We start from the raw sequence: 22,516 nt of genomic DNA, 5'->3' as shown, positions 1-22,516 counted from the left end.
TGGCTCTCTCTCACGTCGATTCACGACTGTTTGGTAACGGTTTTTAGTGGCTGTCCACTTCGGGGTTGTTGAGCATACCGTCGTGATGGCGCTGGCAACCAGTACAGTTTTCTCTCAATTAGCCAGTTCAGTTAACTGTACAGGGGTCATCTGTACCGCTTGTTCAGTGCCATTGTGGTGCTAATACCTTGGGCCGGGCTACGGCATGATGGGCTGGTTTTCTAGCCGCTCTGGTTTCTAGCCGCTCTGGTTTCTAGCCGCTCTGGTTTCTAGCCGCTCTGGTTTCTAGCCATTGCGGGGTTCCTGATCATTAGGATTGCCTGCCTACCATTCAGCCGAGGTGTTTATGTCTCTGTTTCAGCTTCGTCGCTCTGAACCATTATTGCCACTGCCATCATGGCAGCTGGCCATCAGGCAATGGTTCAGCCATTCGGGTATTTATCCGAAAATCACCCGGCTGACCGCGCTGCTGGCAGCCGCAGTGGTGATGGTAATCGGCATAAAACTGGGGCTGGCGTCGTTTTCGGTTGCTTCGGTTGCTTTTGGTGCCAGTACGCTACTGGGCATCCGGGCGCTGTTGCTGATTGTTTTGCAGCGTCTGGCCTTCCCCGCTGCGGCCAACTGGCCATGGCTGGGGCTTGCTGCCGTGCTGCTCAGCCTGATATTGCCGGAATTGCTGGTGCTGTTGGTCGATAGTGCCGCCTTCGGCTGGCTACTGCTGGTTATTCTGGTGGCCAGCGTCATTTATACCCTCTGCTCCCAACTGCTGCTGTTTGAGCAAATCGCCACCATGATTGGCTGGAATATGCTGCTGTGCTTGCCTCTGCTGGCGCTGTGCTTGGGCCTGTCGCTGGGGAACCACAGCCATGTCACGACCTCGTCAGTCGGGCTGGGGGGAATGGTGTTGTTCGGGGTGGGCTACTGGTGGTTCTGGTCGCTGCTGCTGAAGCACACGGCCAGACCATGAACCATGCTGAGCTACTCCAGCAAGTACTGATACACCGACTGCATTAACAGCCGTTCGATTGGCAACATGCTGAAGCAGTCCGGGAGTTCAATCCAGCGCATGCCTTCCGGGGCAGCGAAGGGCGACGGGCCTGAAACCCGCAGGATATATACCTGAGTTGGCTGGCCAGGGGTGTCTATCCAGCGGCGGAAGCCGGGTTCTACCGACAGGCGATCGAGCGGCAGCTGCATCTGTTCACAGGCTTGCTTCAGCCAGGTGCCGGGATGAATGGCCAGCTTGTCGAATTGTGGCCGTTCATCCATCAGTTCCGCCAGTTTGGGTAAGGGGGTTGGCATACAAAGCTGGCCGTAGGGCATGGTCAGATAACGCAGACGGGCACTGACCCGGTGTACGTGAAATACCAAAAAGCGCAGTTGCATCGGGCTTTCTGCTATTGAAGTCATATCCGTATCAGACATTCGGACGGGTTTCCGGGTGGAGAAGAAAATCAGGCACTGAGCAGGTCAGACCATTGCAGTGCCCAGCGGGCAGCGGCCATGGGTTGTTCAGCATTAGGAACCAGAGCGGCATCAAGGCGATACAGATCGCTGACCTGACTGGCGCCACTGCCGTACAGTAAGGCTTCCAGTGTCATTCCGGCCTGGGCATAACGGGGATAACCGCTGTCGCCCAGGGCAATGACCGCATAACGCCGGCCTTGCAGGTTGACGAGCTGGTCTTCCAGGGCCAGGTACACCGGATAGATATTGCGTGGCAGTTCACCGTTGCCGGTGGTGGAGCAACAGATCAACAATATTTCATCCGCATCGCGGCCGAGATCAGCGGCGCTGGGTTCAACATTGATCCAGGCATGGTGCCCGAGTTTTTCCAGCAGTTGCGCAACCACAGCACCGACCTGCAAGGCAGTGCCATTGACGGAACCGATGATGACCTGAATTTTTGCCATGATTTGACCTCTGTGCCAGTGGTGAGCAAGCCTGGATTCGATTAGCGGTTACAGCCTGAACTGCAAATAACAGGCCTTGGGGATCATCTATTTAATCCGGTGCCTGCTCCGGGCTTCCGGATGGTGTCGAAGCACGAAGCCGGTTTGCAGGTCTGACGGGCCAAGTCAACAACCGGCGACACCGAGTCGTAATCATCTGTCAGCCCCCGAAGGGCGCGGGTTGCTGCCCGCCAGAGCGGTGTTGGCGAACGTGAAAAAGACTCGTTCGCGGCGTTCGCCGCCTTGCTCTGACATCCAGCAACACTCGCACAGCGCTGTGCAGGATTAAATAGAGGATCCCCTTGGGTTAAAACGCACTAATTACAGGGTTCATGCGCTGGAAGATGAAAAAATGTACTGAACAATGTACTGAAAGTCTGTCGTGATTATGACAGCACAGCGGCTTTTGCCGGGTTTGCGACAGATGAATTTTAAGCCGGTACAGACGCTGACGATTCGAACTCTGTCGACCAGAGAATCTGTTTATGTGAGTACACTGATTCAAAACCGCCAGGGTACTCTTTCTCATTCTCTGGCCATGGCAAACGACCGCCACTAAAAGCGATGCGGTAACTGGCGTTCTTACTGGCATGTGTGACACCTGAATAGTTGTCCTGAGTTATGTGAACCCTTCCCCTGATCCTCTGATCCCAAAATTCCCACAACTCCCAAACCTTCTCCCCCCCCCCCTTTCCCGCACTCTGTTGCCACTCTGCAATGAATGAAAAAGTTCAATTAGAATTACGAAAATATTTGATAAGCATTATCATTAATATTAGCATAATTGCATAACCACTTTCAGGAACGGTAACCATGGATCAACTGCAAACACTGATGAACACGATCGGAGGGCCTATCAACGCGATTTTGTTGGTGCTTTCCCTGGTTGCCAGCACGCTTATTCTGGCCAAGTTATGGCAGTTTTTCCGGCAAGGTTCCGGTTCTCGACAGCGTATCGACGCAACCTTTGCACGCATCACCAGCGGCGAACAGTCGCAAGCCTTGCTGATGACCCGCAATCATCCATCCCCTTGTCTCAGTCTGATTGGAAAATTCCTCGAGCTGCGTAAAACACCCGCGCTGTCAGTCGCATCGTTGCGAGAAGAAACCCTGCGCCTCGCCCGGCTGGAAGTCGGCAAGTTGACTCAGGGATTACGGCCCTTGGAAGTGATTGCCAATATCGCCCCCTTATTGGGTCTGTTCGGTACGGTGCTAGGCATGATCGAAGCTTTCCAGGCCATGGAAGCCGCCGGTTCCCAGGTTGATCCTGCAGTACTGTCGGGCGGTATCTGGCAAGCACTGTTGACCACCGCTGCTGGTCTGGCGGTCGCGATTCCGGTCTCGATGATCCACAGCGCGCTGGAGCGCAAGGCCGAATTACAAACCAGTGAGCTGCAGGATGTGATTGACCGCCTGTTCTTCCTTCAGTCCACACAGCAGGATGCGGACGCCGATGCGCCGACTTGCGAACTGGCGGCCCAGCGCGCATGAGCAGCCTGGCCATAACGCCACGCCGGGCACGCCCGATCAGCCTGACGGCACTGATTGATGTGGTGTTTATCCTGCTGATGTTCTTCATGCTGACCTCCAGTTTCAGTCAATGGCTAACCCTGCCATTGGCGTCGCAGTCGGCAGTAACGACCAACAGCAGGAGCGACGAGTTGCCCCAACTGCTGGTGCTCCACCACGACGGCTCGGTCACGCTGGCACAGGATAAACCGGCCCGCTTTGATGCCCTTGAACAGGCCATCGGCCAGATCGATCACAGCAGCAAGCTGGTGGTGTTACCGGAAGCTGATATTCAGGTGCAACGCATCGTCGAGGTGATGACCACGCTGGCCACGCTGGAGCTGCCAGCGGTCACTCTCGGGCAAGCGCTGTCAGGCACAGATGCGGCAACTGCCGTTGCACCACCCGCCCGCAGTCAATCTGCCCTGTTTCCGGAATAACCCGTCATGCTCCAGAGTCATTCCCTGCTCACACCGCACACATCGCGAAACAACGACGACAATATGATCCCGCTGATCAATATCGTCTTTTTGCTGCTGATTTTTTTTATGGTCGCCGGACAGATTCGGGCGCTGCCCAATGCCGAGCTGGTATTGCCCAAGGCTGCCTTGGAACAGGCTGAAGGCCAGTCCGACCTGCGCCTGGAAGTGTCTCAACAAGGTGACATGACGCTGGATGGCATCGCCTGCACGGCGGAACAACTGGCTACCAGACTGCAAGCGCTGCCCCAGCCTTCGTCGGTAGCGGTCGGAATTTTTGCCGATCAGCGCGCTACCGCCGCCGCACTGGAGAACGCTCTGGCGGTGGTACGCCAGTTTTCTTTCCAGTCGGTACGTTTGTACGCCGAAGCACCGGAAGGAACCGTCAAATGACACTGACCCGAATCCATTGGTTGGGCGCCTTGACCGTGGCGGCTGTCCTGCATGTGCTGGCGATTTATTGGCTGCTGTTTTACACCCCGGCCAGCGCGTTGGGGGATGCCGTCGCTGACGGAGAATCCGGTGTCGATGTCAATCTGGGCATGCTGGGCAGTTATGCCAATGCCGCAGAGCGACTTGCCGAGCCAGAACCTGAACCAGTGCAACCACCAGAACCTGTGCAACCACCCAAGCCCAAACCAGATCCGGTGCGGCCAAAACCGGTATCAAAGCCCGTTACCAAAACGCCGCCAGCCAAACCGATTGCGCCGCAGCCAGAAATCGCGCCGCAGCCAGAAATCGTCAAGTTGCCAGAACCCACAACGGTGGTGCCGGAAGTGGCAACGTTCAAGGTAGCCAAACAGCAACAGCCACCTGCAGAGCCAGAATCTGAGCAGCAACCTGAACCGGAGTCAGAGACGGCCGAACGTCCACTCGACGAGCCGAAAGAGACCCGAACAGAAACCAGCAAAGCCATGGTGAAAGCCACTGGCAAGGCAGATCAGCAACGCGCCGGTGGCAAGCGCGGCGATAGCAAAAATTATATCGCCAGTATCCAGCGCTGGCTGAACCGGTTTCAGGAATACCCGACCGTTGCAAAAAAGAAAAAGCAGGAAGGGGTCGTCAAATTGCAGTTCACCATTAACCGCAATGGTGAGGTCATTCGCTCCGGTATTTACCAGTCGTCCGGCAATCCGTTACTGGATCAGGCGGCTCTCGAAATGCTGGCACGGGCCAACCCTCTACCCGGCGTTCCGGATGACTTTCACCCCGACAGGTTGACCCTGCCGCTGGTCATTCCTGTCGAATATTCATTAATTACCAACACCTCCTTTAAGGACTGATTCATGAGCGATAACACACGACGCACTCCCTTAACTCTGCGTAAACCGGTATTCAAACAGCGTTCCACGCTACTTGGATCGGCGATGGTCGGTATTCCGACGCTGTTGCTGGGTACCACGGCGATGGCTCAGGACGACGACGCCCCGATCATGCTCGACACCATGCAAATTGAAGAGCGGGCACTCGATACCAACCCCTACGCGGAAGAAGGCGCCATACAAGGCCAAAGTGTCCGGTGACCGCCGCCACGTCAAGGAGCTGGCCGACACGCCGCAAACCATCTCGGTACTGACCCAGACCATGATTCAGGAGTCTGGCAAAAGTGATCTGAAAGATATTCTCGCGGCGCAACCCGGTATCACGCTGGGTACCGGCGAAAACGGTAACGCCTTTGGTGACCGTTATGTGATTCGTGGTCACGAAGCCCGCTCCGACGTCTTTGTCGATGGTTTGAAAGACCCCGGTATGACCACCCGTGAAAGTTTTGCGGTAGAACAGGTCGAGATCACCAAGGGCCCCAGCTCCACCTTCGCCGGTCGAGGCTCCACCGGTGGTGCGATCAACAGCATTACCAAGCAGGCCAACAGCGAATATTCCTTTAACAAACTGTCAGCCGGAATCGGCACCGATGACTATCGCCGGGCCACGCTCGACAGCAATCTGCGCATCACCGACGACATCGCGGTACGTGCCAACCTGCTGCATGCCTATGAGGAAGTACCCGACCGCGCACCCGCCGACCGCGAACGTAACGGTGCCGCGCTGTCACTGAGTCTACAGGCTACCGACAAGCTGAAAGTCATCGCCGACTACTACCACTTGCAGGCGTTTGATCACGCTGACCTGGGTGCCTTTATCAGCAGGGATACCGGCAAGGTATACGAAGATATCCCGTCTTATGTACAGGATGAAGATTTCCTCAAATCCCGCGTCGATACCTTCACCCTGCGCGCCGAATACGAAGGCGATAATGTCACCATCACCAACGCCATGCGTTACGGCACCACCAATAACGGCTATTTCGTGACGGGTGCTGGTGCCTCAACCCGTGACACCGGAGAGTTCACAATAACAACAAGCAACCATCAGGGCTGGCAAGAGGTTGATTACTTCGTCAACCAGCTGAATCTCTACTTTGACGCAGACCTGGCTGGCAAGAAGCATGAGTTTGTAACCGGGCTGGAATATTCCCGCCACAATGTGCTGAACGGTACCTATACCGGCACCTCGACCGGCGCGACCAACTGTGTTGTGAATGGCACTGAAAATTACTGTTTGCTGGATGAAAGCGGCAATGCGGTCAGCAACATTAACAACCTGCTGCAACGCGACATCACCAAGGGCGACTGGGACTCCGACTATCAAATCAACACCTGGTCGCTGTACCTGATGGATACCATTGAAGTAAACGAATTTGTCTCAGTGTTTGCCGGTATTCGTGCCGACAACTTCGACTACGACAACGTGGTGGTCAGTACCGACCGGGACACTCAGGTAACCTCAAAAACGCCTTACACATACAGCGATACGCTCTGGAACGGCCACCTCGGCGGTACCGTCAAAGTCGCAGAAGACACCAATGTATACGCGACCTGGAGCACCTCCAGCAATATTAACGGTGGTGAATCCGATGTCGGCGGTAACTGCGGTTATGGTGGTTTGTGTTCCAGTGCCGAGAGCGTCGACAAGGCCAAACCGGAATCGGTCGAAAACCTCGAGCTGGGTATCAAGCATGAAATGCTGGATGAGAAGTTATTGGCCACGGCAGCTATTTTCAGAATCACCAAAGACGATGTCATGGAAGGCACCGATTACGATACCGCCGGTACTTACAACACCGGTAAAAACCGTGTTGAAGGTCTGGAAATCGGCCTCACCGGCAACCTGACCGAGAAACTCAGTACTCAGTTCGGCTTTTCCCTGATGACGTCAGAAATACTGAAAACCCAAGCCACCAATCGTGATGGTTCTGCTGTTGAGCCAGGTGGTCGTCTGGCCAACTTCTCTGATCGTTCTGGCTACCTGCAATTGCGTTATCAACTGACCGACAAGTTCAGCTTCGGTGGTTCCGCTACCCACGCCAGCGAGTCTTACGTTGGTCAGCCAGACAGCCCTGCGGGCGATCTGTATGTACCGGCTTACACGGTGTTTGATGCATTTGCCAACTACGACATCAACGAACAGCTGAAAACCCGACTGAACGTAGGTAACGTGACCGACAAGAACTACTATCTGACAGCCTATCGCAGCGGTACTTTCGCCTATATTGGTGACGCCCGTAATGCCCAGCTGACGTTGTCTTACGAGTTCTGATCCGCCCTGAAGACAGCAGGTGCAGCAACAAGCTGCACCTGCTTTCCGGTTACATTCCACAGGAAACAAGATGACACACATTCAGCAACCCCATTTATCCCATATTCCTGCTGATCTGGTTGCCATCCATGACTACGAACATCGTGCGGCTGAATTTATTCGCCACGATATTCTTGAATACATTGCCAGCGGTTGCGCCGACGATCTGACCATGCAACGTAACCGCCAGCGGCTCGACGCTATCCCGCTACAAGCGCGTCTGTTACAGGACTTTCAACAAGCCAATACGCGTACCACCCTGTTTGGCCAACCACTAGCTCACCCGCTATTGCTCGGCCCTGTAGCCCACCAGCAACTGGTTCATCCGGCCGGAGAATTGGCCACTGCCGAGGCCGCTGCGGCCATGGCAACCCCTATGGTGGTCAGTACACTGGCCAGTACGACACTGGAGACCATTGCCAGCCATCATCAGGGCGCGCTCTGGTTTCAGCTGTATTGGCAACACGACCGGCCCAGCTCGCTGGCACTGGTGCAACGCGCCGAACGCAGCGGCTATCAGGTGCTGGTCATTACTCTGGATGCGCCGGTGAACGGCCTCAGAAATCGCCCTCAACGAGCCAAATTCCAACTGCCCGACGGGGTGATCGAAGCTAATTTGCAACACCAGCCCCGCCCCGCCCAACGGACACTGTCCGCTGAGCAAAGCATCATTCTTAATGGCATTATGGCCGACGCCCCGACACTGGACGACCTGCTCTGGCTGCGCCAGCAAACCCGCCTCCCTATCGTGATCAAGGGCGTTATCAATCCTGCTGACGCCACTGCGCTGCAAGCAGCCGGATTTGATGGTCTGATTGTTTCCAACCACGGTGGCCGAACGTTGGATGGCCTACCGGCCAGCATCGACGCCTTGCCAGCCATTCGGCGTGCCGTTGGTGCGGACTTTCCGGTCTTGATGGACAGCGGCATTCGTCGGGGTACGGATGTGTTCAAGGCCTTGGCGCTGGGTGCCAACGCGGTGCTGGTTGGTCGGCCGCAGCTGTATGCCCTGGCCGTTGCTGGCGCACTCGGCGTTGCTCATATGCTGAAAATTCTGCAGGATGAGCTGGAAATGACCATGGCCCTGGCGGGCTGCCCAACCATCGCCCATATCCAGGCAGATGCTCTTGGCTGATCGCTGAGAGCCAATAACAAGACGCCCAGGACTCCCTATGCTGTTGCCTATCGACACGCTGTTAACCCCGCAAGAAGTACACTACTGCCGCCAACAATTAGCGGCTGGCCCCTGGCAGGACGGCAGTCTGACCGCTGGCACGCTGGCGGTACAGGTCAAGCGTAACCTGCAGCTGGATGATCATTCAGAGCAGGCACTGCAGCTACGCCAGTTGATCCTTGGCAAACTCCAGAGTCATCCGCTGTTTGTATCGGCGACGTTACCGTCGCGCTATTTTCCACCCAAGTTCAATTGTTACCAGGACGGCGGCCACTACGGCCTGCACGTGGATAACGCCATCTTGGCGTTGGGCAGCCCGGAGCAACTGCGTAGCGATGTTTCCTGTACGCTGTTTCTGAACAGCCCTGACGAATACGACGGTGGCGAGCTGGTGATCGAAACCCGTTATGGTGCCCAGCAGGTCAAGCTGGAGGCTGGTTCGCTGATTATTTATCCGTCCACCTCGTTGCATCAGGTACTGCCAGTCACCGCAGGACAGCGCATCTGCTCGTTTTTCTGGATTCAAAGTCTGATTCGCGACGCCCACCAGCGTGAAATGCTGTTCGAACTGGATCAATCCGTACAAGCCTTGACCGTGGCTCTGGGCGAAGGTGATGCAGAAGTCAGCCGCCTGAGCCAGCTGTACCACAACCTGCTCAGGGAATGGGCGGTGTAAATGCGGCCTGCTCTGTACCTCAGCCAGTCCCTGTCGACGCGTACAAGCGTTCAAATTCGCTGACGGCCATGGGCCGTTCAAACAGGAAGCCCTGTAACTGGTCACATTCCTTGAAACGCAAAATTTCGGCCTGCATCCGGGTTTCCACGCCTTCTGCAATGACGGTCATACCGAGACTCTTGGCCATGGCAATAACAGCGGAGACAATTTTCTGACTGCCATCGTCATCAACGATGTCCTTGATAAATTGCTTGTCGATCTTGAGCTTGTCGATGGGCAGTTTGCGTAAATACGATAACGATGAATAGCCGGTGCCAAAATCATCCATTGCCAGGCTGAAACCGCCCGCTTTGAGATGATGCAGCTCGCGGATTACCTGATTCGCTCCATGCAGGATAAAACCTTCGGTGATTTCGAGTTCAATACAGCTCGCTGGGCATTTGTTTTCCGCCATCATGGTAATAATATCGGTGGCAAAATCGGGTCGTTTGAGAAAGCTGCCAGAAAGGTTGATGGCCATTTTTCCATACTGTACTCCATCATGGTTCCAGGCTGCCGCCTGCCGACTGGCGGTGTGGACTACCCAGTTTTCCAGCTCCGACATCAGCCCCATTTTTTCTGCCACCGGCAGAAACTCTTCCGGCAGGATTTCTCCCCGCTCCGGGTGAGACCAGCGCACCAGTGCTTCAACCCCTTGCAATTGGCCGGTCGAGGTATCGACCTGTGGCTGGTAGACCAGATGCAACTCGTTTTCCTGAATCGCCCGGTGCAGCTGATACTCGGTTTTCAGCATATCCCGTGATATCGAGTCGGTGTCTTCGTAAAAAAAGAAACAGCGGTTCTTGCCCGCTTCTTTGGCCTGATACATGGCCATATCGCTTTTGCGTAGCAGGGTTTCGCCATCGCGGCCATCATCTGGATAAATACAGACGCCAATACTGGCGGTTACCCGCACCGTGTCATTTTCGATCGCAAACGCTGAAGACAACCGGCGCGTCAGTTTACCCAGCACCAGGCGGGTGGCATGGGCCTGGCCAATACCTTCCAGCAAGACAACAAATTCGTCTCCGCCCAGGCGAGCGACGACGTCTTCTTCGCGCAGTTCCTCTTTGAGTGCATCCGCCACCTGCTTGAGCAGTTGGTCACCGGCACGATGCCCCAAGCCATCGTTGATGTATTTGAAGTTGTCGAGATCAATAAACAACAAGGCAAATTTTTCCCGGTGGCGCTTGGCCCGACCAATCGCCAAGTCGATCGACTCCTGCAGCATCATACGATTGGGCAACCCGGTCAGGGCATCATGATAGGCCTGATGTTCAAGCTGTACGTAAGCTCTGCGGATTTCACTGATATCGGAAAAAGAAAATACATAGTGACTCAGGCGTCCTCTGGTATCCCGGACACTGCTGATCGACAGCCGCACCGGACACGGCTCATCTGCCGTGGTTAATGCTTGCCACTCACCACCCCAGTGATCCGAATCTCCCACCAGCTGTTGCAGTGAAGCGCCACCGGGTTCCAGCCGTTCCAGTAAAAACGCCGTGGGCGTGGCTCCCTCGACAACTGATTCCGGCATACCGCACAGATTGGAAAACATGGTATTGACGTGCTCAACCTGCCAGTTGGCATCGGTGATCACCATCGCTTCCCCGGCTTCCTGAAAGGCACTGGCGTAGTTACGCAGCCGCTTTTCGTTTTCCAGCCGCTCGGTAATATCAACCACGGTGGCCGATACTTTGACACCGTCGTCAGACTGCACCGGACTGAGGCTGACCTCGACGTCAACCAGACTGCCGTCATGATGTTTGGCCCGAATATGCCGATTTCTCGCCATCGTTCGACGTCCGGGCTGGCGGATACCGGTGGCCAAGGGATCTGGGTCAAACAGCACGGCGTTATCCGGCACCAATATCTCCATCGGTTGCCCGACCAGTTCACCCTTCTGGTAACCAAACAGCGTATCCAGAGCCGGGTTGGTCATCTGAATATTGCCATTGCCATCAACAATCAAAATGCCATTGACGTTACCATTCACCAGGTTTTGCGCTTGTGCCCGTGCCCGGATCAAATCAGCTTCCATCTCACGCAAGCGCTCAGACTCTTGCAGCTGAAGAGAGACATCCTGGTGACGACAACGAAAATACAGAAAGGCGGTCAATAGTCCCCAGAGAATCATGCCAACCGAGATGCAGCCCACCCAGACATAACCGCTCTCGCGGCTGACCAGTTGCAACAGTTCGGTATTTGAAATAAAGCTGACCAACAGCAGATTGGGGGCGTGCTGGTAATCCATGGTTTCCGCATAGCCCCATTGCCGCTCACCGGTATGGGCCACGTTCCAGATCCAGATCCCCTCCGGCTGCACCAGCGTTCCTGAAGGCTGGTTCCCCATGGCCTCCCACACGATTTCTGATTGATCACCAATGCGCCGGGGCTTGCCAAACATAAAGCCCCATTCGTCCTGACGGCTGAAGCCTCTTAACCAGTCACCAGCACTATTAGCCATCAGTAACAGGCTGCCGGTGGTGCTGTGTTCCAGCCACTCAAACATGGGTGTCAGACTGTCGTTGATAATCACGATGCCACGATCATGACCAGCATCATCAAATACCCGAATCGCCGCCCGGATCATTGGCCGGAACGGCCGTTCCACCTCACCGTATTCCACGTTCAGGTCGATGGGCGAAAAATACACATTGCCTGGCGCAACGTTGATGGCATCCTGAAAGTAATAACGGCTCGATTTGTCTTGCAGTTCGCTGGTGGGTACATGCTGGATACGACGCCCGTAGCGCTGTAAACGCACGCGCTCCATGCCTTGTTGGTCAATCCAGCGTGCCTGGTAATAGGAAGCGTGGCGACTGGTGATGCCAAACAGAATATCGGCCACCTGGGCACTGCCATTATCTTGTGACAAGGCAGCGATAAGCGCTGGCTCCTGCGCCAGTGAGCGCAGCAAGTCACCACTGTCCGCCATATAACCTGACAGTTGTGAGCTGACCAGTTGTACTTGCTGCTCTTCATGCTGTTTTTTGGCGTCAATAATCTGCTCATTCCAGAGCGAAGTAATCCCCCACCCGGTCAGAGCTGTGATAACCGCGACCAGTAACAGCGACAGCAAAATATGTCTGCCAACCATATTCCTTTACTCCCTGAACCTTCCTGAACCTTCCTGAACGTCAAACACCATTCAGATGCACCGATGTACAAAGAATAGTCAGTAACCGGAGTTTGACTGCTTAATCAACGCCTGCATCCCGCTACAGGCTGTTTTTGTTAGAAGAGTCAACAGCACGCTGATACCAGAGAATAGGCGAAAAATTCCTGCAGCAACAACAGTTAATGGTGGGTTTAGGGGTACCATCCTCAGGAATTCTGGAATCCGTCCGCCACACCATCCGCAAGAGACGTGGGCGAACGGATGGTGATGAGGGTGACGGCGAGTTATTGGCCGCTCGCCAGATTATCCAGATAGCGCTCGGCATCCAGCGCAGCCATACAACCGGTGCCTGCAGAAGTAATCGCCTGACGGTAAATATGGTCAGACACATCACCCGCCGCAAACACCCCCTCTACGCTGGTTTGAGTGGCGTTACCATGACTGCCGGTCTGCACCTTCAAATAACCCCCTTCCATCTCCAGCTGACCTTCAAAAATACCGGTATTGGGTGAGTGACCGATAGCGACAAAAATACCGTCCAGCGCGATTTCCGTTGTCTCACTGCTTTCTCGATGTTTGATACGCATACCGGTGACACCCATGTTGTCGCCCAGTACTTCATCCAGCTCGCTGTTCCAGTGAATGGTGACATTGCCATTTGCGGCTTTTTCGAGCAATTTGTCGGCGAGGATTTTTTCCGAGCGGAAGCTGTCGCGGCGGTGTACCACGATCACTTCGGAGGCAATATTGGAAAGATACAACGCTTCTTCAACCGCTGTATTGCCGCCGCCAATCACCGCCACGGGCTTCTTGCGATAGAAAAAGCCGTCGCAGGTGGCACAGGCTGATACCCCTTTGCCTTTGAAAGCTTCTTCACTTTCCATACCCAGGTATCTGGCACTGGCACCGGTAGCAATAATCAGCGCGTCACAGCTGTACTCACCGCTGTCGCCCTGCAAGACAAACGGCCGCTGATCCAGTTTGACGGTGTGAATCTGGTCAAAAATAATTTCTGTTTCAAAACGCTCAGCATGGGCTTTCATGCGCTCCATCAGTTCCGGCCCCTGAACCCCCATCGCATCACCCGGCCAGTTGTCGACCTCGGTGGTTGTGGTGAGCTGACCACCCATCTGCATACCGGTAATCATCACCGGGTTGAGGTTGGCACGAGCAGCGTACACTGCGGCGGTGTAACCGGCAGGGCCAGAGCCGAGGATTAACAATTTTACGTGGCGTGATGAGCTCATACAAAAATCTCCAGAAAAGGAAGCCTGCCAACGATGCGAATAATCGCGCAGCCATCAGATAACAATGATAACGAATCAATGGGGGCAAGCTTATCGGTTGCCAAGGCAACGGTTCAATAATATTTGCCAATGACCCCGTCTATTTTGTCCATTGATCAGTCCCTGAGCAGCAAAACGCCCGATGGCCACTGTCGCCTTTGATAGCGCAGTTTGATAGCGCAGTTTGATAGCGCAGAGAGGCAAGCAATCATTCACACAGTGCGCCAGGATGAAATTGCCAACAGAGGACTTGGCAAGGTCGGCAACAGAGGCCATAGTGAGGCCATTACCCACGGAGGGAGGGAAACATTGTCAGTTAATCTGTCAATGCCATCGGTTCCGTATCAGCCTCTGGTGCAGCACCGTTTTTTATCATTGCCAAGCAGTGTCGCAGACACCGCCGCATTGGCTGCCCCTGCCAATAACCCGTTCCCCTCCAGCGTCTCCATGTCCCTTTTTGCTCCATCCCGCACGTTCCCAATCCAACATTTCTCAGACCCAACGTTTGCTTCTCTGCAATTGAAACCAGGAGAGTGTCCTTATGGCCGCACGCAAAACTGCTACCAAGCTGTACGTTCTGGATACCAATGTACTGATTCACGACCCGAGTGCCATTCACCAGTTCGAAGAACATCAGGTGGTCATTCCCATGACCGTGCTGGAAGAACTCGACAAATTAAAAATGGGCAAGGCGTCCATCGCCACCGACTGCCGGGAAGCAATACGACAGATTGATCGCATTATTGGGGATGCCACCCCCACCGAGATCGCCAAGGGGGTGCCGATTGAACGGGCAGACGGTAATCCGCTCGGGTTTTTTTCCATTCTGCTGGATGGTTTCGACAGCCGCAATCGCACCCTGCCGCTGGATCTGAACGACAACAAAATCATCAACAGCCTGGTGGCACTGCAAGAAAAATTTCCCCGCCGCGAAATTATTCTGATCACCAAAGACATCAACATGCGCCTCAAGGCACGAGGCTGTGGTATTGGTGCGCAGGATTATCAGAATGACCAGCTGCTGTCGGATGTTTCCTTGCTGGAAACCGGTTTCAACACCTATGCCGGGTCTTTTTGGGAAAGCCAGAGCCAGGTCGATACCTTTCACGATGCCATTGGTACTTTCCACCGTCTGCCACGTGCCAACCTGCCAGACGAGTTGTACATCAATCGTTTTATCGTTGATGAAAGCGGCTTTGTCGGCAAGGTGATTGAACTGAATGACGAGGTTGCCGTACTGCAGGACCTGCCGGTTGAACAGTTGATGTCGCAGGTCGCCTGGGGACTCAGCCCGCGTGATCTGCCGCAGGCCATGGCCTTGCACCTGTTACTCGACCCGACGATTTCGCTGGTCACTCTCAGTGGTCAGGCCGGCTCCGGCAAAACCATTCTGGCCCTTGCAGCGGCCATTGAAATGACCGTCGCGACCCAACAATTCCGCCGTATTATCGCCACCCGCAGCACCCGTGGCCTGGATGAGGATATTGGTTATTTACCCGGCACCGAAGCAGAAAAAATGGAACCCTGGCTCGGCGCGATTACCGATAACCTCGAAGCCCTGCATAACGAAGACGAACACTCCACCAGCAGTGTCGATTACATTCTGAAAAAAGTACCGCTGCAGTTCAAATCACTGAACTACATTCGCGGCCGCAGTTTCCAGCACAGCCTGATTCTGATTGATGAATGCCAGAACCTCACCCCGCACCAGATGAAAACCATCATTACCCGTGCTGGCTCCGGCAGCAAGGTGGTGTGCCTTGGCAACCTGTCACAGATCGACACCCCTTACCTGACACCGGTCAGCTCGGGTTTGACCTACTTGATCGAACGCTTCAAGGAGTTCAATCAGGGAGGCACGATTCACCTGGAAGGTTCGCCTCGTTCACCGCTGGCAGAGTACGCCGAAAACCATCTCTGATCGTTCTCAGCAGCCAGCCGTACCGGGAGCGCGCACTGTTCGCGCTCCCGGAATATCACACCGGGTATGATCAGGCACCATGTTTTGCGCCGACCAAGTTCAACTATGGCCAATTGCGCTCGGCCAACGGGTGACAGCCAGCGCCAGATACGTATGCTAAAGGGAACATCTATTTAATCCTGCACGGCTCTGCGCGAGTGTTGCCGTTGTTCAGGGCAAGGCGGCGAATGCAGCGAAATGACGCGTCCTTGTCAAATTCGTCAACACCGCACTGGACGGCGGCAACCCGCGCCCTCCGGGGGCTGCCGGATTAAATAGGTGTCCCCTATAGCCGAATTTTTCTGCTGGACGTCGAGATGATCAAGCGTGTCGCTATTTATTGTGGTTCCCGTCTGGGGAATGAAACCAAATTTGCCCATGCAGCAGCCTCGCTGGCCACCTTTCTGGCCCGGCAGGGGATCGGCATTGTGTATGGCGGCAGCCAGTCAGGACTGATGGGGGTTGTCGCGGACGCAGCGCTGGCGGCTGGCGGCGAAGTGATTGGTGTGATGCCCGGCAACCTCGAACAGCGGGAAAAAACCCACAGCGGTTTAACCGAAGTGCGTCTGGTGAGCAGCATGCACGAGCGCAAGGCATTGATGGCAGAGCTGGCCGATGCTTTTGTGGCACTGCCCGGTGGTATCGGCACCCTCGATGAGCTGGTGGAAATCTGGTGCTGGGCCAATATCGGTGACCATAATAAACCTTGCGCCTGTTTCGACATCGACCAGTTCTGGCAACCGTTTTTTGATCTGCTGGTGCATATTCGCCAGCAGGGGTTTGCCCATCAGGGAGCAGATATCCTGCGGGCCAGTGAACCGGATCAATTGCTGCTGAAACTCAGAAATCACCGTCAGGCAACGCCATCGACAAGGCACTGACACTGACAGGTCGTACCAACAGGTCATACCAACAGGTCATACCAACAGGTCATACCAACAGGTCATACCAACAGGTCATACCAACAGGTCATACCAACAGGTCATACCAACAGGTCATACCAACAGATGTCGGCTCTCTGCGGCAAAACCGGCACCGACTTCAGAATAATAATTAAACACGACATCAACGCCAAGATTGAGTAATTCCTGGCGCTCATCGTCATAGCGGGCGACCGCCGCAATCTTGCCCTGATAACCGGACAAACGCAGCATCTCCAGCGTGCTTCTCATTTCCAGATGCGAAGGCAGTGCCATCATCACCAGCCGGATATCTCCTCGTGCCGTGCCGATACATTCCCAGAATTCCATATCGTCGGCATCACCAGCGACTACATTCAAACCCCGATCCTTCAGGTAGGCGACCCGCTCGGGATCGGATTCCACTCCACAGACACGATGGCCATATTCGGGTTCCAGCGCCTTGTAAGCGCCTTTGCCAACCCGTCCCATACCCAGAATCAGCACTTCGGCCTGTACTGGCGTTTCGTAAGTCGGGTGAGCACCCGAGCGCTCATACCGGTTAATTTGTTGCTTGCGTAACGCATAGATATGGTGAGCACGGCGATAAACCGCAGCACTGATCACAAACGACAGTGACATCGCCACGGCGATAATCACCAGCCAGTCATTACTCAGCCAGCCCTTCGCCACACTCAGATTGGCAACGATCAGACCAAACTCGCTGAAGTTGGTTAATGCCAGTGCACTCAGATACGAAGCCCGACCCGACACCCGGAACTTCAGCATCAGCACAAAAAACAGGCCGAACTTGAGCAACAGCAACAAGGTTAATAACAGCACCGGTACAGCCATATCGAGGGTCGGTAACGCAGTAAAACCAATCGACAGGAAAAACCCGATCAGGAACAGATCCTTGAACCCCATCAGCGCCTTGTAAATCTCGGCCGACTTGCCATGGGATGCCAGCAGCATGCCCATTAACAAAGCGCCGAGGTCGCCTTTCATATGCACCAGAGTAAAGAGTTCTGCTCCCCCCAGGGCAAGGAAAAAACCCAGTAACGGTAACAGTTCATCGTGGCCAACCCGGCTGACCAGTCGATGCAACAGCGGTTTCAGCAGCCATAATCCCAACAGACCGAAGGCCATTATCGAAGGCACCTTGCCAGTGGACGCCACCAGAAAGATCACCGCGACAATATCCTGAATCACCAGAATGCCCACCGCGATTTTGCCATGGCGTGCTTTCAGCTCGGAAGATTCTTCCAGCATCTTGATGACACAGACAGTCGATGAAAAGCTCAGTGCAAAACCGATCAACAGCTGGGTTTGCCAGGAAATATCAAGATAGTGGCTGATACCCAGCCAGCCCAGCAGGGTCATAATACCGACCAACAAGACCGTCCAGACTCCGGTATGCAGCACGCTAGTGGCCCAGACCTCGGTTTTTAACAACGCCTTGATGTTCAGCTTGAGGCCAATGGTAAACAGCATCAGCGTAATACCGAGATCGGCTAACCGGTTCAGCCCGCTATCCGGCTGCATACCAGCTGCATTCAAGCCAAACCCGGCTAACAGATACCCCACCAGTGGTGGCATTCCTAACTGCTTGACGGCAAAGCCACATAAAAATGCCACCAGAATCCAGACAAAATCCATTCCTGCTCCTTAATTACTACAGCGTTACTACAGCGTTACTACAGCGTTACTACAGCGACTCCGGCCAATAACGACTGCCGCCAACGGCAAGAATACCAGTCGATAAGCTTTGCGCCACTGCTTCCAGTGCTCAGCCACCCAGCGGCCAGACCAGCTGCAGGTAGCCCTCACCGCCGTTACTGCTGGCGTTATCCAGACCTTGGCTGTAACCGATGGTTAATGAACCCGGTGTGCTGTAGCCCCACCAGAGTTGCAGCGTCAGCTCTCCCCCCAGCGCTGGTAACCAGCGTGAAAACTGGCCATCTTCCTCAACGCCACCGGCAACGGCATATACGCGGGTGAAATAATCGCCAAAGCCGATTGGCCAGGTTGACCAGTTCTGCTCCAGCCGCCCGAGCCACAGGCGGGAACTGAGGCTTTCCTTGTGGTAACGGTGGCCGTAGCGGACACCTGCGTGATAGCCAGGTAAAGCAATCTGATCGCGACCAAACAGCTGCGCCTCATCACCGGTCTGCCCACCCAATGCAAAGTACTCGCCGGTATCTGCCGCGATGCCGCCATCGAGACCTAACGTCAGAGTATCTCGACCAGGTAGATCCAGAGTGTAACGGCCCCGGAACTGGGCCAGAGCTCCCCGGTATTGGCTATTGAGTACATCATTACTTTCAATCACCAGATCAGCGTAGCTGCCCTGCCCGACACCAGGCACCTGACGAAAGCTCTGGCGATTGTCCCAGGTCGCCGCCAGCCCCACCAACCCCTGAGACCATTGCCCACCACGCCAGGGCAAACCGGCGTTATCAATCACCTGTTTGCTTTCCCAGACCGTACCCAGGTGGAGCGCGAAACGATCCTCAAAGCCGTGTAACAGGTAATTACGCTGGGCAATTAGCCGATCCTCGCGACCCAGCTGATCGCGCTCGTTATCCTCGGCACCCTGGGCATAGCGGTATTCTCGGGAGAGGTACAGCGCGTAGCGATTGTCGTAGCTATACAGCAGGGTTCCACTGGTCACCCCATAAGTGACATCACGCAACAGGTTCACGCTGTAGTTATGTCGTCCCAAGGCATCCTGACCCCAAGTGGTAACGCCCAGTTCGGTATGAAACTCATCGACATACCAGAGTGGAAACCAGCTGCGCGGCCGCAGGTCGTGCCAGGGTTGGTATTGATCGGCTGCTACCAATGTTGGCGCAGATATCGGCGATGTCTGATCCTGAACGGTGGCGGCTGGGTGATCCTGAACGGTGGCGGCTGGGTGATCCTGAATGATGGCCGTGATCGGTTTGGTATCGACGTGCCGGTATTCAATCCGCTGCCGGTTATCTGCCAATCCTGTAGCGCTTGTCATCAACGGTTCTTTCACTTCATACAAGGCATAGCCTTCGGTGCTATAGCGTTGATAAACCAACCGGTCTGCCAGCCATTGCGGTTCAAATGCGCCGGTCATCACCCGCGTCCAGCGGGTCAGCTGCTGGTCGGTCAGCGACAGCTGGTAAATATCAAAGTTTGCGTCGTAATCGGCACTGAACAGCAGGGTCTGGTTATCTCGGAATACCGGCGCATTTTCAGTAGCGGAGGTTTTGGTCAGCGGTTGCCATGTCGCGCTGGCCAGAGAGTACAGTGCCAGATTCCAGCCCTGTCGCGGCCGTTTGACCGCCGCGACCAGACGGGTACGATCCGGTGAAAGATCAACATCGCCGATCACCACACCATAGTCGCCGCGCCACAGCAACTGGCGGTTGCCGTGTAAATCCAGCGTTAACAGTTCTGCCCGCCCTGCCACCATACGGCGTACCAGCAGCTGCCCTGTATTCAGCCAACGTACCTGGCGGGCACGCAAACCCTGGCTGATACGCACTTCCCGGCCGTTTTTCTGACGGTAAAAAACATCATTCCAGACCCGGCCATCAACCGCTGTCACCGGACGGCTATACACCAGCCTCCCATCCTGGCCAATGTCCACACTGGATGCCCCTGTTACCGACCCGTGCTGTACCCGTTCCCAGCCCGTTCCTGCAGACTGATAACTCACGAGCTGCCGGGCCGACTCGCCGCTGTATTCCACCGCTGCCAGCCAGCTGCCGTTGCTGGCCATCGGCCGTCGCTCTGTGACCAGATCGTTACCGGGTAATGGCTCCCCTTGCCACGATTGCGCCAGACGCTGCTGCCGCTGAGGTTGCCAGTCGGCTGCCTGAGCGGTCAGGAACCCCTGCCACAACTGCTCCAGCGACAGCCCGAAACTGCGCCGAAAATCGCCGCTGAGTTCTGAATAAGGCAGCAGCCGCCCACTGTGCAGCCAGAGGAAATACTTCAGCTGTTGTTCACTGTATTGCTGCGCCAAATAACGAACAAACCAGGCACCATAGAGATAGGCCTTGTTGTATGGCCAGTCCCGTGGTGGAACCAGCACTTGGCCGAGGGAGTCAGGCTGCTGTTCCAGCTCGGCCTGCATTTGCATGCGATAAAAGGTGCTGTTGAGTCGGCCACTGCCAAGATCCTTGTTGCTTTCGAGATACACCGCCAACCCTTCCAGCAACAGTGATGGCTCCAGTGCATGAGGAAAGCTGAACCACATTCGGCCAAATAGATTGCGACTCTGACGTACCGCACCGCGCTGCAAATCGGTGTGCAGTACATGAGTATACTCATGACGAATCAGCAAACTGAGCCAGTCGTCATAATGTTCCAGACCGCTAACCTGATCCGGTGGACTGATATACAAACGCATCTGGGCAAATGGCAAGGGAGTGGCCCAGCCGTTAGCGGCGTCAAAGTCGTCCACCAGCACCACCTGGGTGGGATGCTCTGGCTGACTGCCAAACCAGGCCGACAGTTCGGTATGGGTCTGCTCGGCGATCTGCACGGTTCGGTGGGCAATATCCTCCAGACCGGAGGGGTAATTGACAACAAAATGCTCGCTCTGCAGCGAAAACCAATGCTGGCCCTGGTATTGCCAGCCCACGGCTTCAGCTCGTACCGGGCCGCTGACTAGCCACAACAGTAACAGCAACGGCAGTAACAGCAACGGCAGCAACGGCAACAGCGGCCAAAGACACCGAACCCGTCCATCCGGCCGGGTAATAGTAGAAGTGTGACAGCGGGTGGCTACATACATAAAAAGGCAATCCATGTCCTGAAAGGCAGTGATACAGACAACAAGATAGACAGAGAAATAGACCAAGCTTCAGTGTAAACACGAATGGATGACAAAACCCACCCTGCCCACTATAAGCCCTCGCCGTGAGTGGCAGCCAGATTCTGATTCGGCTACAGTCCCGCCATAAGCTATGCTCTCCCATGCCCGACCCGAGAGGTTAAAAGATTACCCTTGCTCGACATCCTCTATCTTGACGACCATCTGGTTGCCATCAACAAACCCAGCGGACTGCTGGTACACCGCAGTGAAATCGACCGTCACGAAACCCGTTTTGTCTTGCAACTGCTGCGTAACCAACTGGGACAGCGCGTGTATCCGGTACACCGGCTGGATAAACCGACGTCCGGTGTTCTGGTGTTTGCGCTCTCCAGCGAAATGGCCAGCAAGATTGCTGATCAATGGCGCGAGCGTGCCATTGATAAACACTACCTCGCCATTGTGCGTGGCTATATGCCGGAATTTGTCCACCTCGACTACGCCATGAGTCCGCCAGTCGACAAGTACGCCAAGCAGGAAGTGATCAAACCGGCGCAAGAAGCCATTACCGATTTCAGCTTATTGGCCACCGTCGAAATTGATGTCGAGATCGACAAATATCCGCAGTCCCGTTATTCACTGGTCGAAGCCATGCCCAAAACCGGGCGTAAACATCAGATCCGCCGCCACCTAAAACACCTCAGTCACCCGATTATTGGTGATGCCCGTTATGGCAAAGGCCGTCACAGTCGCTACTTTCGCGATCACTTTGACGCCGGGCGCCTGCTGCTCCATGCCTGGCAACTCAGCATGACCCACCCGGTTACCGGGCAACCCCTGGTGTTTACCGCACCACTGGACGATATCTGGCTGTCGCTGGTCAAACGTTTTCAATGGCAGCAGCAGCTACCCGGCCTGTTGTCTGAGACCTTGCCCGGAACCAGGCACGAAGCACCGAGTACCTTTGCACAGCAATAGCCCCTCCAACGA

General features: G+C 55.1%; 18 protein-coding genes. 12 read left to right on the top strand and 6 right to left on the bottom strand.

Going from position 1 to position 22,516, the window contains the following annotated elements:
* The first annotated feature begins 346 nt into the window (after nucleotides 1–346).
* Nucleotides 347–967 (top strand): hypothetical protein, encoded by a 621-nt coding sequence (locus SOJ49_RS05145; RefSeq protein ID WP_369857165.1) that lies wholly within the window; start codon nucleotides 347–349, stop codon nucleotides 965–967.
* 11 nt (nucleotides 968–978) lie between these two features.
* Here SOJ49_RS05145 and SOJ49_RS05140 read toward each other — a convergent pair whose 3' ends face one another.
* Together SOJ49_RS05140 and SOJ49_RS05135 are read right to left on the bottom strand one after the other, a co-directional pair.
* Nucleotides 979–1,425 carry a hypothetical protein gene (locus tag SOJ49_RS05140; RefSeq protein ID WP_369857164.1) on the bottom strand — a complete coding sequence of 149 codons (447 nt, stop codon included), beginning with the start codon at nucleotides 1,423–1,425 and terminating at the stop codon, nucleotides 979–981.
* Nucleotides 1,426–1,454: 29 nt separating this feature from the next.
* Entirely contained in the window at nucleotides 1,455–1,913 is a 459-nt protein-coding gene (locus SOJ49_RS05135) for a flavodoxin domain-containing protein (RefSeq protein WP_369857163.1), read from the bottom strand.
* A gap of 852 nt (nucleotides 1,914–2,765) precedes the next feature.
* Between SOJ49_RS05135 and SOJ49_RS05130 the strand changes: the two genes are divergently transcribed.
* From SOJ49_RS05130 to SOJ49_RS05095, 8 genes are all read left to right on the top strand, one after another.
* Nucleotides 2,766–3,443 carry a MotA/TolQ/ExbB proton channel family protein gene (locus SOJ49_RS05130; protein WP_369857162.1) on the top strand — a complete coding sequence of 226 codons (678 nt, stop codon included), beginning with the start codon at nucleotides 2,766–2,768 and terminating at the stop codon, nucleotides 3,441–3,443.
* Nucleotides 3,440–3,901, top strand: a complete 462-nt coding sequence (locus tag SOJ49_RS05125; RefSeq protein WP_369857161.1) for an ExbD/TolR family protein — start codon at nucleotides 3,440–3,442, stop codon at nucleotides 3,899–3,901. Before SOJ49_RS05130 ends, SOJ49_RS05125 begins: the two co-directional genes overlap by 4 nt.
* Before the next feature lie 6 nt (nucleotides 3,902–3,907).
* Nucleotides 3,908–4,333 carry an ExbD/TolR family protein gene (locus tag SOJ49_RS05120; RefSeq protein ID WP_369857160.1) on the top strand — a complete coding sequence of 142 codons (426 nt, stop codon included), beginning with the start codon at nucleotides 3,908–3,910 and terminating at the stop codon, nucleotides 4,331–4,333.
* On the top strand, nucleotides 4,330–5,223 hold the full coding sequence (locus tag SOJ49_RS05115) for a TonB family protein (protein WP_369857159.1): 894 nt from the start codon (nucleotides 4,330–4,332) through the stop codon (nucleotides 5,221–5,223). The genes SOJ49_RS05120 and SOJ49_RS05115 overlap by 4 nt, the downstream gene beginning before the upstream one ends.
* Nucleotides 5,224–5,226: 3 nt before the next feature.
* Nucleotides 5,227–5,463 (top strand): hypothetical protein, encoded by a 237-nt coding sequence (locus tag SOJ49_RS05110; protein WP_369857158.1) that lies wholly within the window; start codon nucleotides 5,227–5,229, stop codon nucleotides 5,461–5,463.
* Entirely contained in the window at nucleotides 5,453–7,537 is a 2,085-nt protein-coding gene (locus tag SOJ49_RS05105; protein WP_369857157.1) for a TonB-dependent receptor, read from the top strand. Before SOJ49_RS05110 ends, SOJ49_RS05105 begins: the two co-directional genes overlap by 11 nt.
* A gap of 70 nt (nucleotides 7,538–7,607) precedes the next feature.
* Entirely contained in the window at nucleotides 7,608–8,711 is a 1,104-nt protein-coding gene (locus SOJ49_RS05100) for an alpha-hydroxy acid oxidase (protein ID WP_369857156.1), read from the top strand.
* Between the two features lie 37 nt (nucleotides 8,712–8,748).
* Complete coding sequence (locus SOJ49_RS05095) at nucleotides 8,749–9,426, top strand: Fe2+-dependent dioxygenase (RefSeq protein WP_369857155.1); 678 nt, start codon at nucleotides 8,749–8,751, stop codon at nucleotides 9,424–9,426.
* 19 nt (nucleotides 9,427–9,445) lie between these two features.
* Here SOJ49_RS05095 and SOJ49_RS05090 read toward each other — a convergent pair whose 3' ends face one another.
* Both SOJ49_RS05090 and trxB read right to left on the bottom strand, forming a co-directional pair.
* The gene (locus SOJ49_RS05090; protein WP_369857154.1) at nucleotides 9,446–12,565 is read right to left on the bottom strand and encodes an EAL domain-containing protein; all 3,120 of its coding nucleotides are present in this window, start codon (nucleotides 12,563–12,565) and stop codon (nucleotides 9,446–9,448) included.
* A 305-nt stretch (nucleotides 12,566–12,870) separates the two neighbouring features.
* A complete protein-coding gene (gene trxB, locus SOJ49_RS05085) occupies nucleotides 12,871–13,833 on the bottom strand; it encodes a thioredoxin-disulfide reductase (RefSeq protein ID WP_369857153.1) in 963 nt (320 codons plus the stop codon).
* Between the two features lie 580 nt (nucleotides 13,834–14,413).
* Here trxB and SOJ49_RS05080 point away from each other — a divergent pair.
* Both SOJ49_RS05080 and SOJ49_RS05075 read left to right on the top strand, forming a co-directional pair.
* Nucleotides 14,414–15,793 carry a PhoH family protein gene (locus tag SOJ49_RS05080; RefSeq protein ID WP_369857152.1) on the top strand — a complete coding sequence of 460 codons (1,380 nt, stop codon included), beginning with the start codon at nucleotides 14,414–14,416 and terminating at the stop codon, nucleotides 15,791–15,793.
* A gap of 356 nt (nucleotides 15,794–16,149) precedes the next feature.
* Nucleotides 16,150–16,713, top strand: coding sequence for a TIGR00730 family Rossman fold protein (locus SOJ49_RS05075; protein WP_369857151.1), 564 nt, complete (start codon nucleotides 16,150–16,152; stop codon nucleotides 16,711–16,713).
* 114 nt (nucleotides 16,714–16,827) lie between these two features.
* Here the strand turns inward: SOJ49_RS05075 and SOJ49_RS05070 are convergent, their stop codons facing one another.
* On the bottom strand, nucleotides 16,828–18,390 hold the full coding sequence (locus SOJ49_RS05070) for a cation:proton antiporter (RefSeq protein ID WP_369857150.1): 1,563 nt from the start codon (nucleotides 18,388–18,390) through the stop codon (nucleotides 16,828–16,830).
* 130 nt (nucleotides 18,391–18,520) lie between these two features.
* Nucleotides 18,521–21,508 (bottom strand): TolB family protein, encoded by a 2,988-nt coding sequence (locus SOJ49_RS05065; protein WP_369857149.1) that lies wholly within the window; start codon nucleotides 21,506–21,508, stop codon nucleotides 18,521–18,523.
* 213 nt (nucleotides 21,509–21,721) lie between these two features.
* Here SOJ49_RS05065 and truC point away from each other — a divergent pair, with 213 nt between their 5' ends.
* Complete coding sequence (gene truC / locus SOJ49_RS05060) at nucleotides 21,722–22,504, top strand: tRNA pseudouridine(65) synthase TruC (RefSeq protein WP_369857148.1); 783 nt, start codon at nucleotides 21,722–21,724, stop codon at nucleotides 22,502–22,504.
* The last annotated feature ends 12 nt before the right edge of the window (nucleotides 22,505–22,516 follow it).

This window comes from Candidatus Thalassolituus haligoni, from assembly GCF_041222825.1.
Classification (GTDB): Bacteria; Pseudomonadota; Gammaproteobacteria; order Pseudomonadales; family Oceanobacteraceae; genus Oceanobacter; species Oceanobacter antarcticus.
Note: the sequence above shows the minus strand (reverse complement) of the source record. Positions and strands in the feature narration are given on the sequence as shown.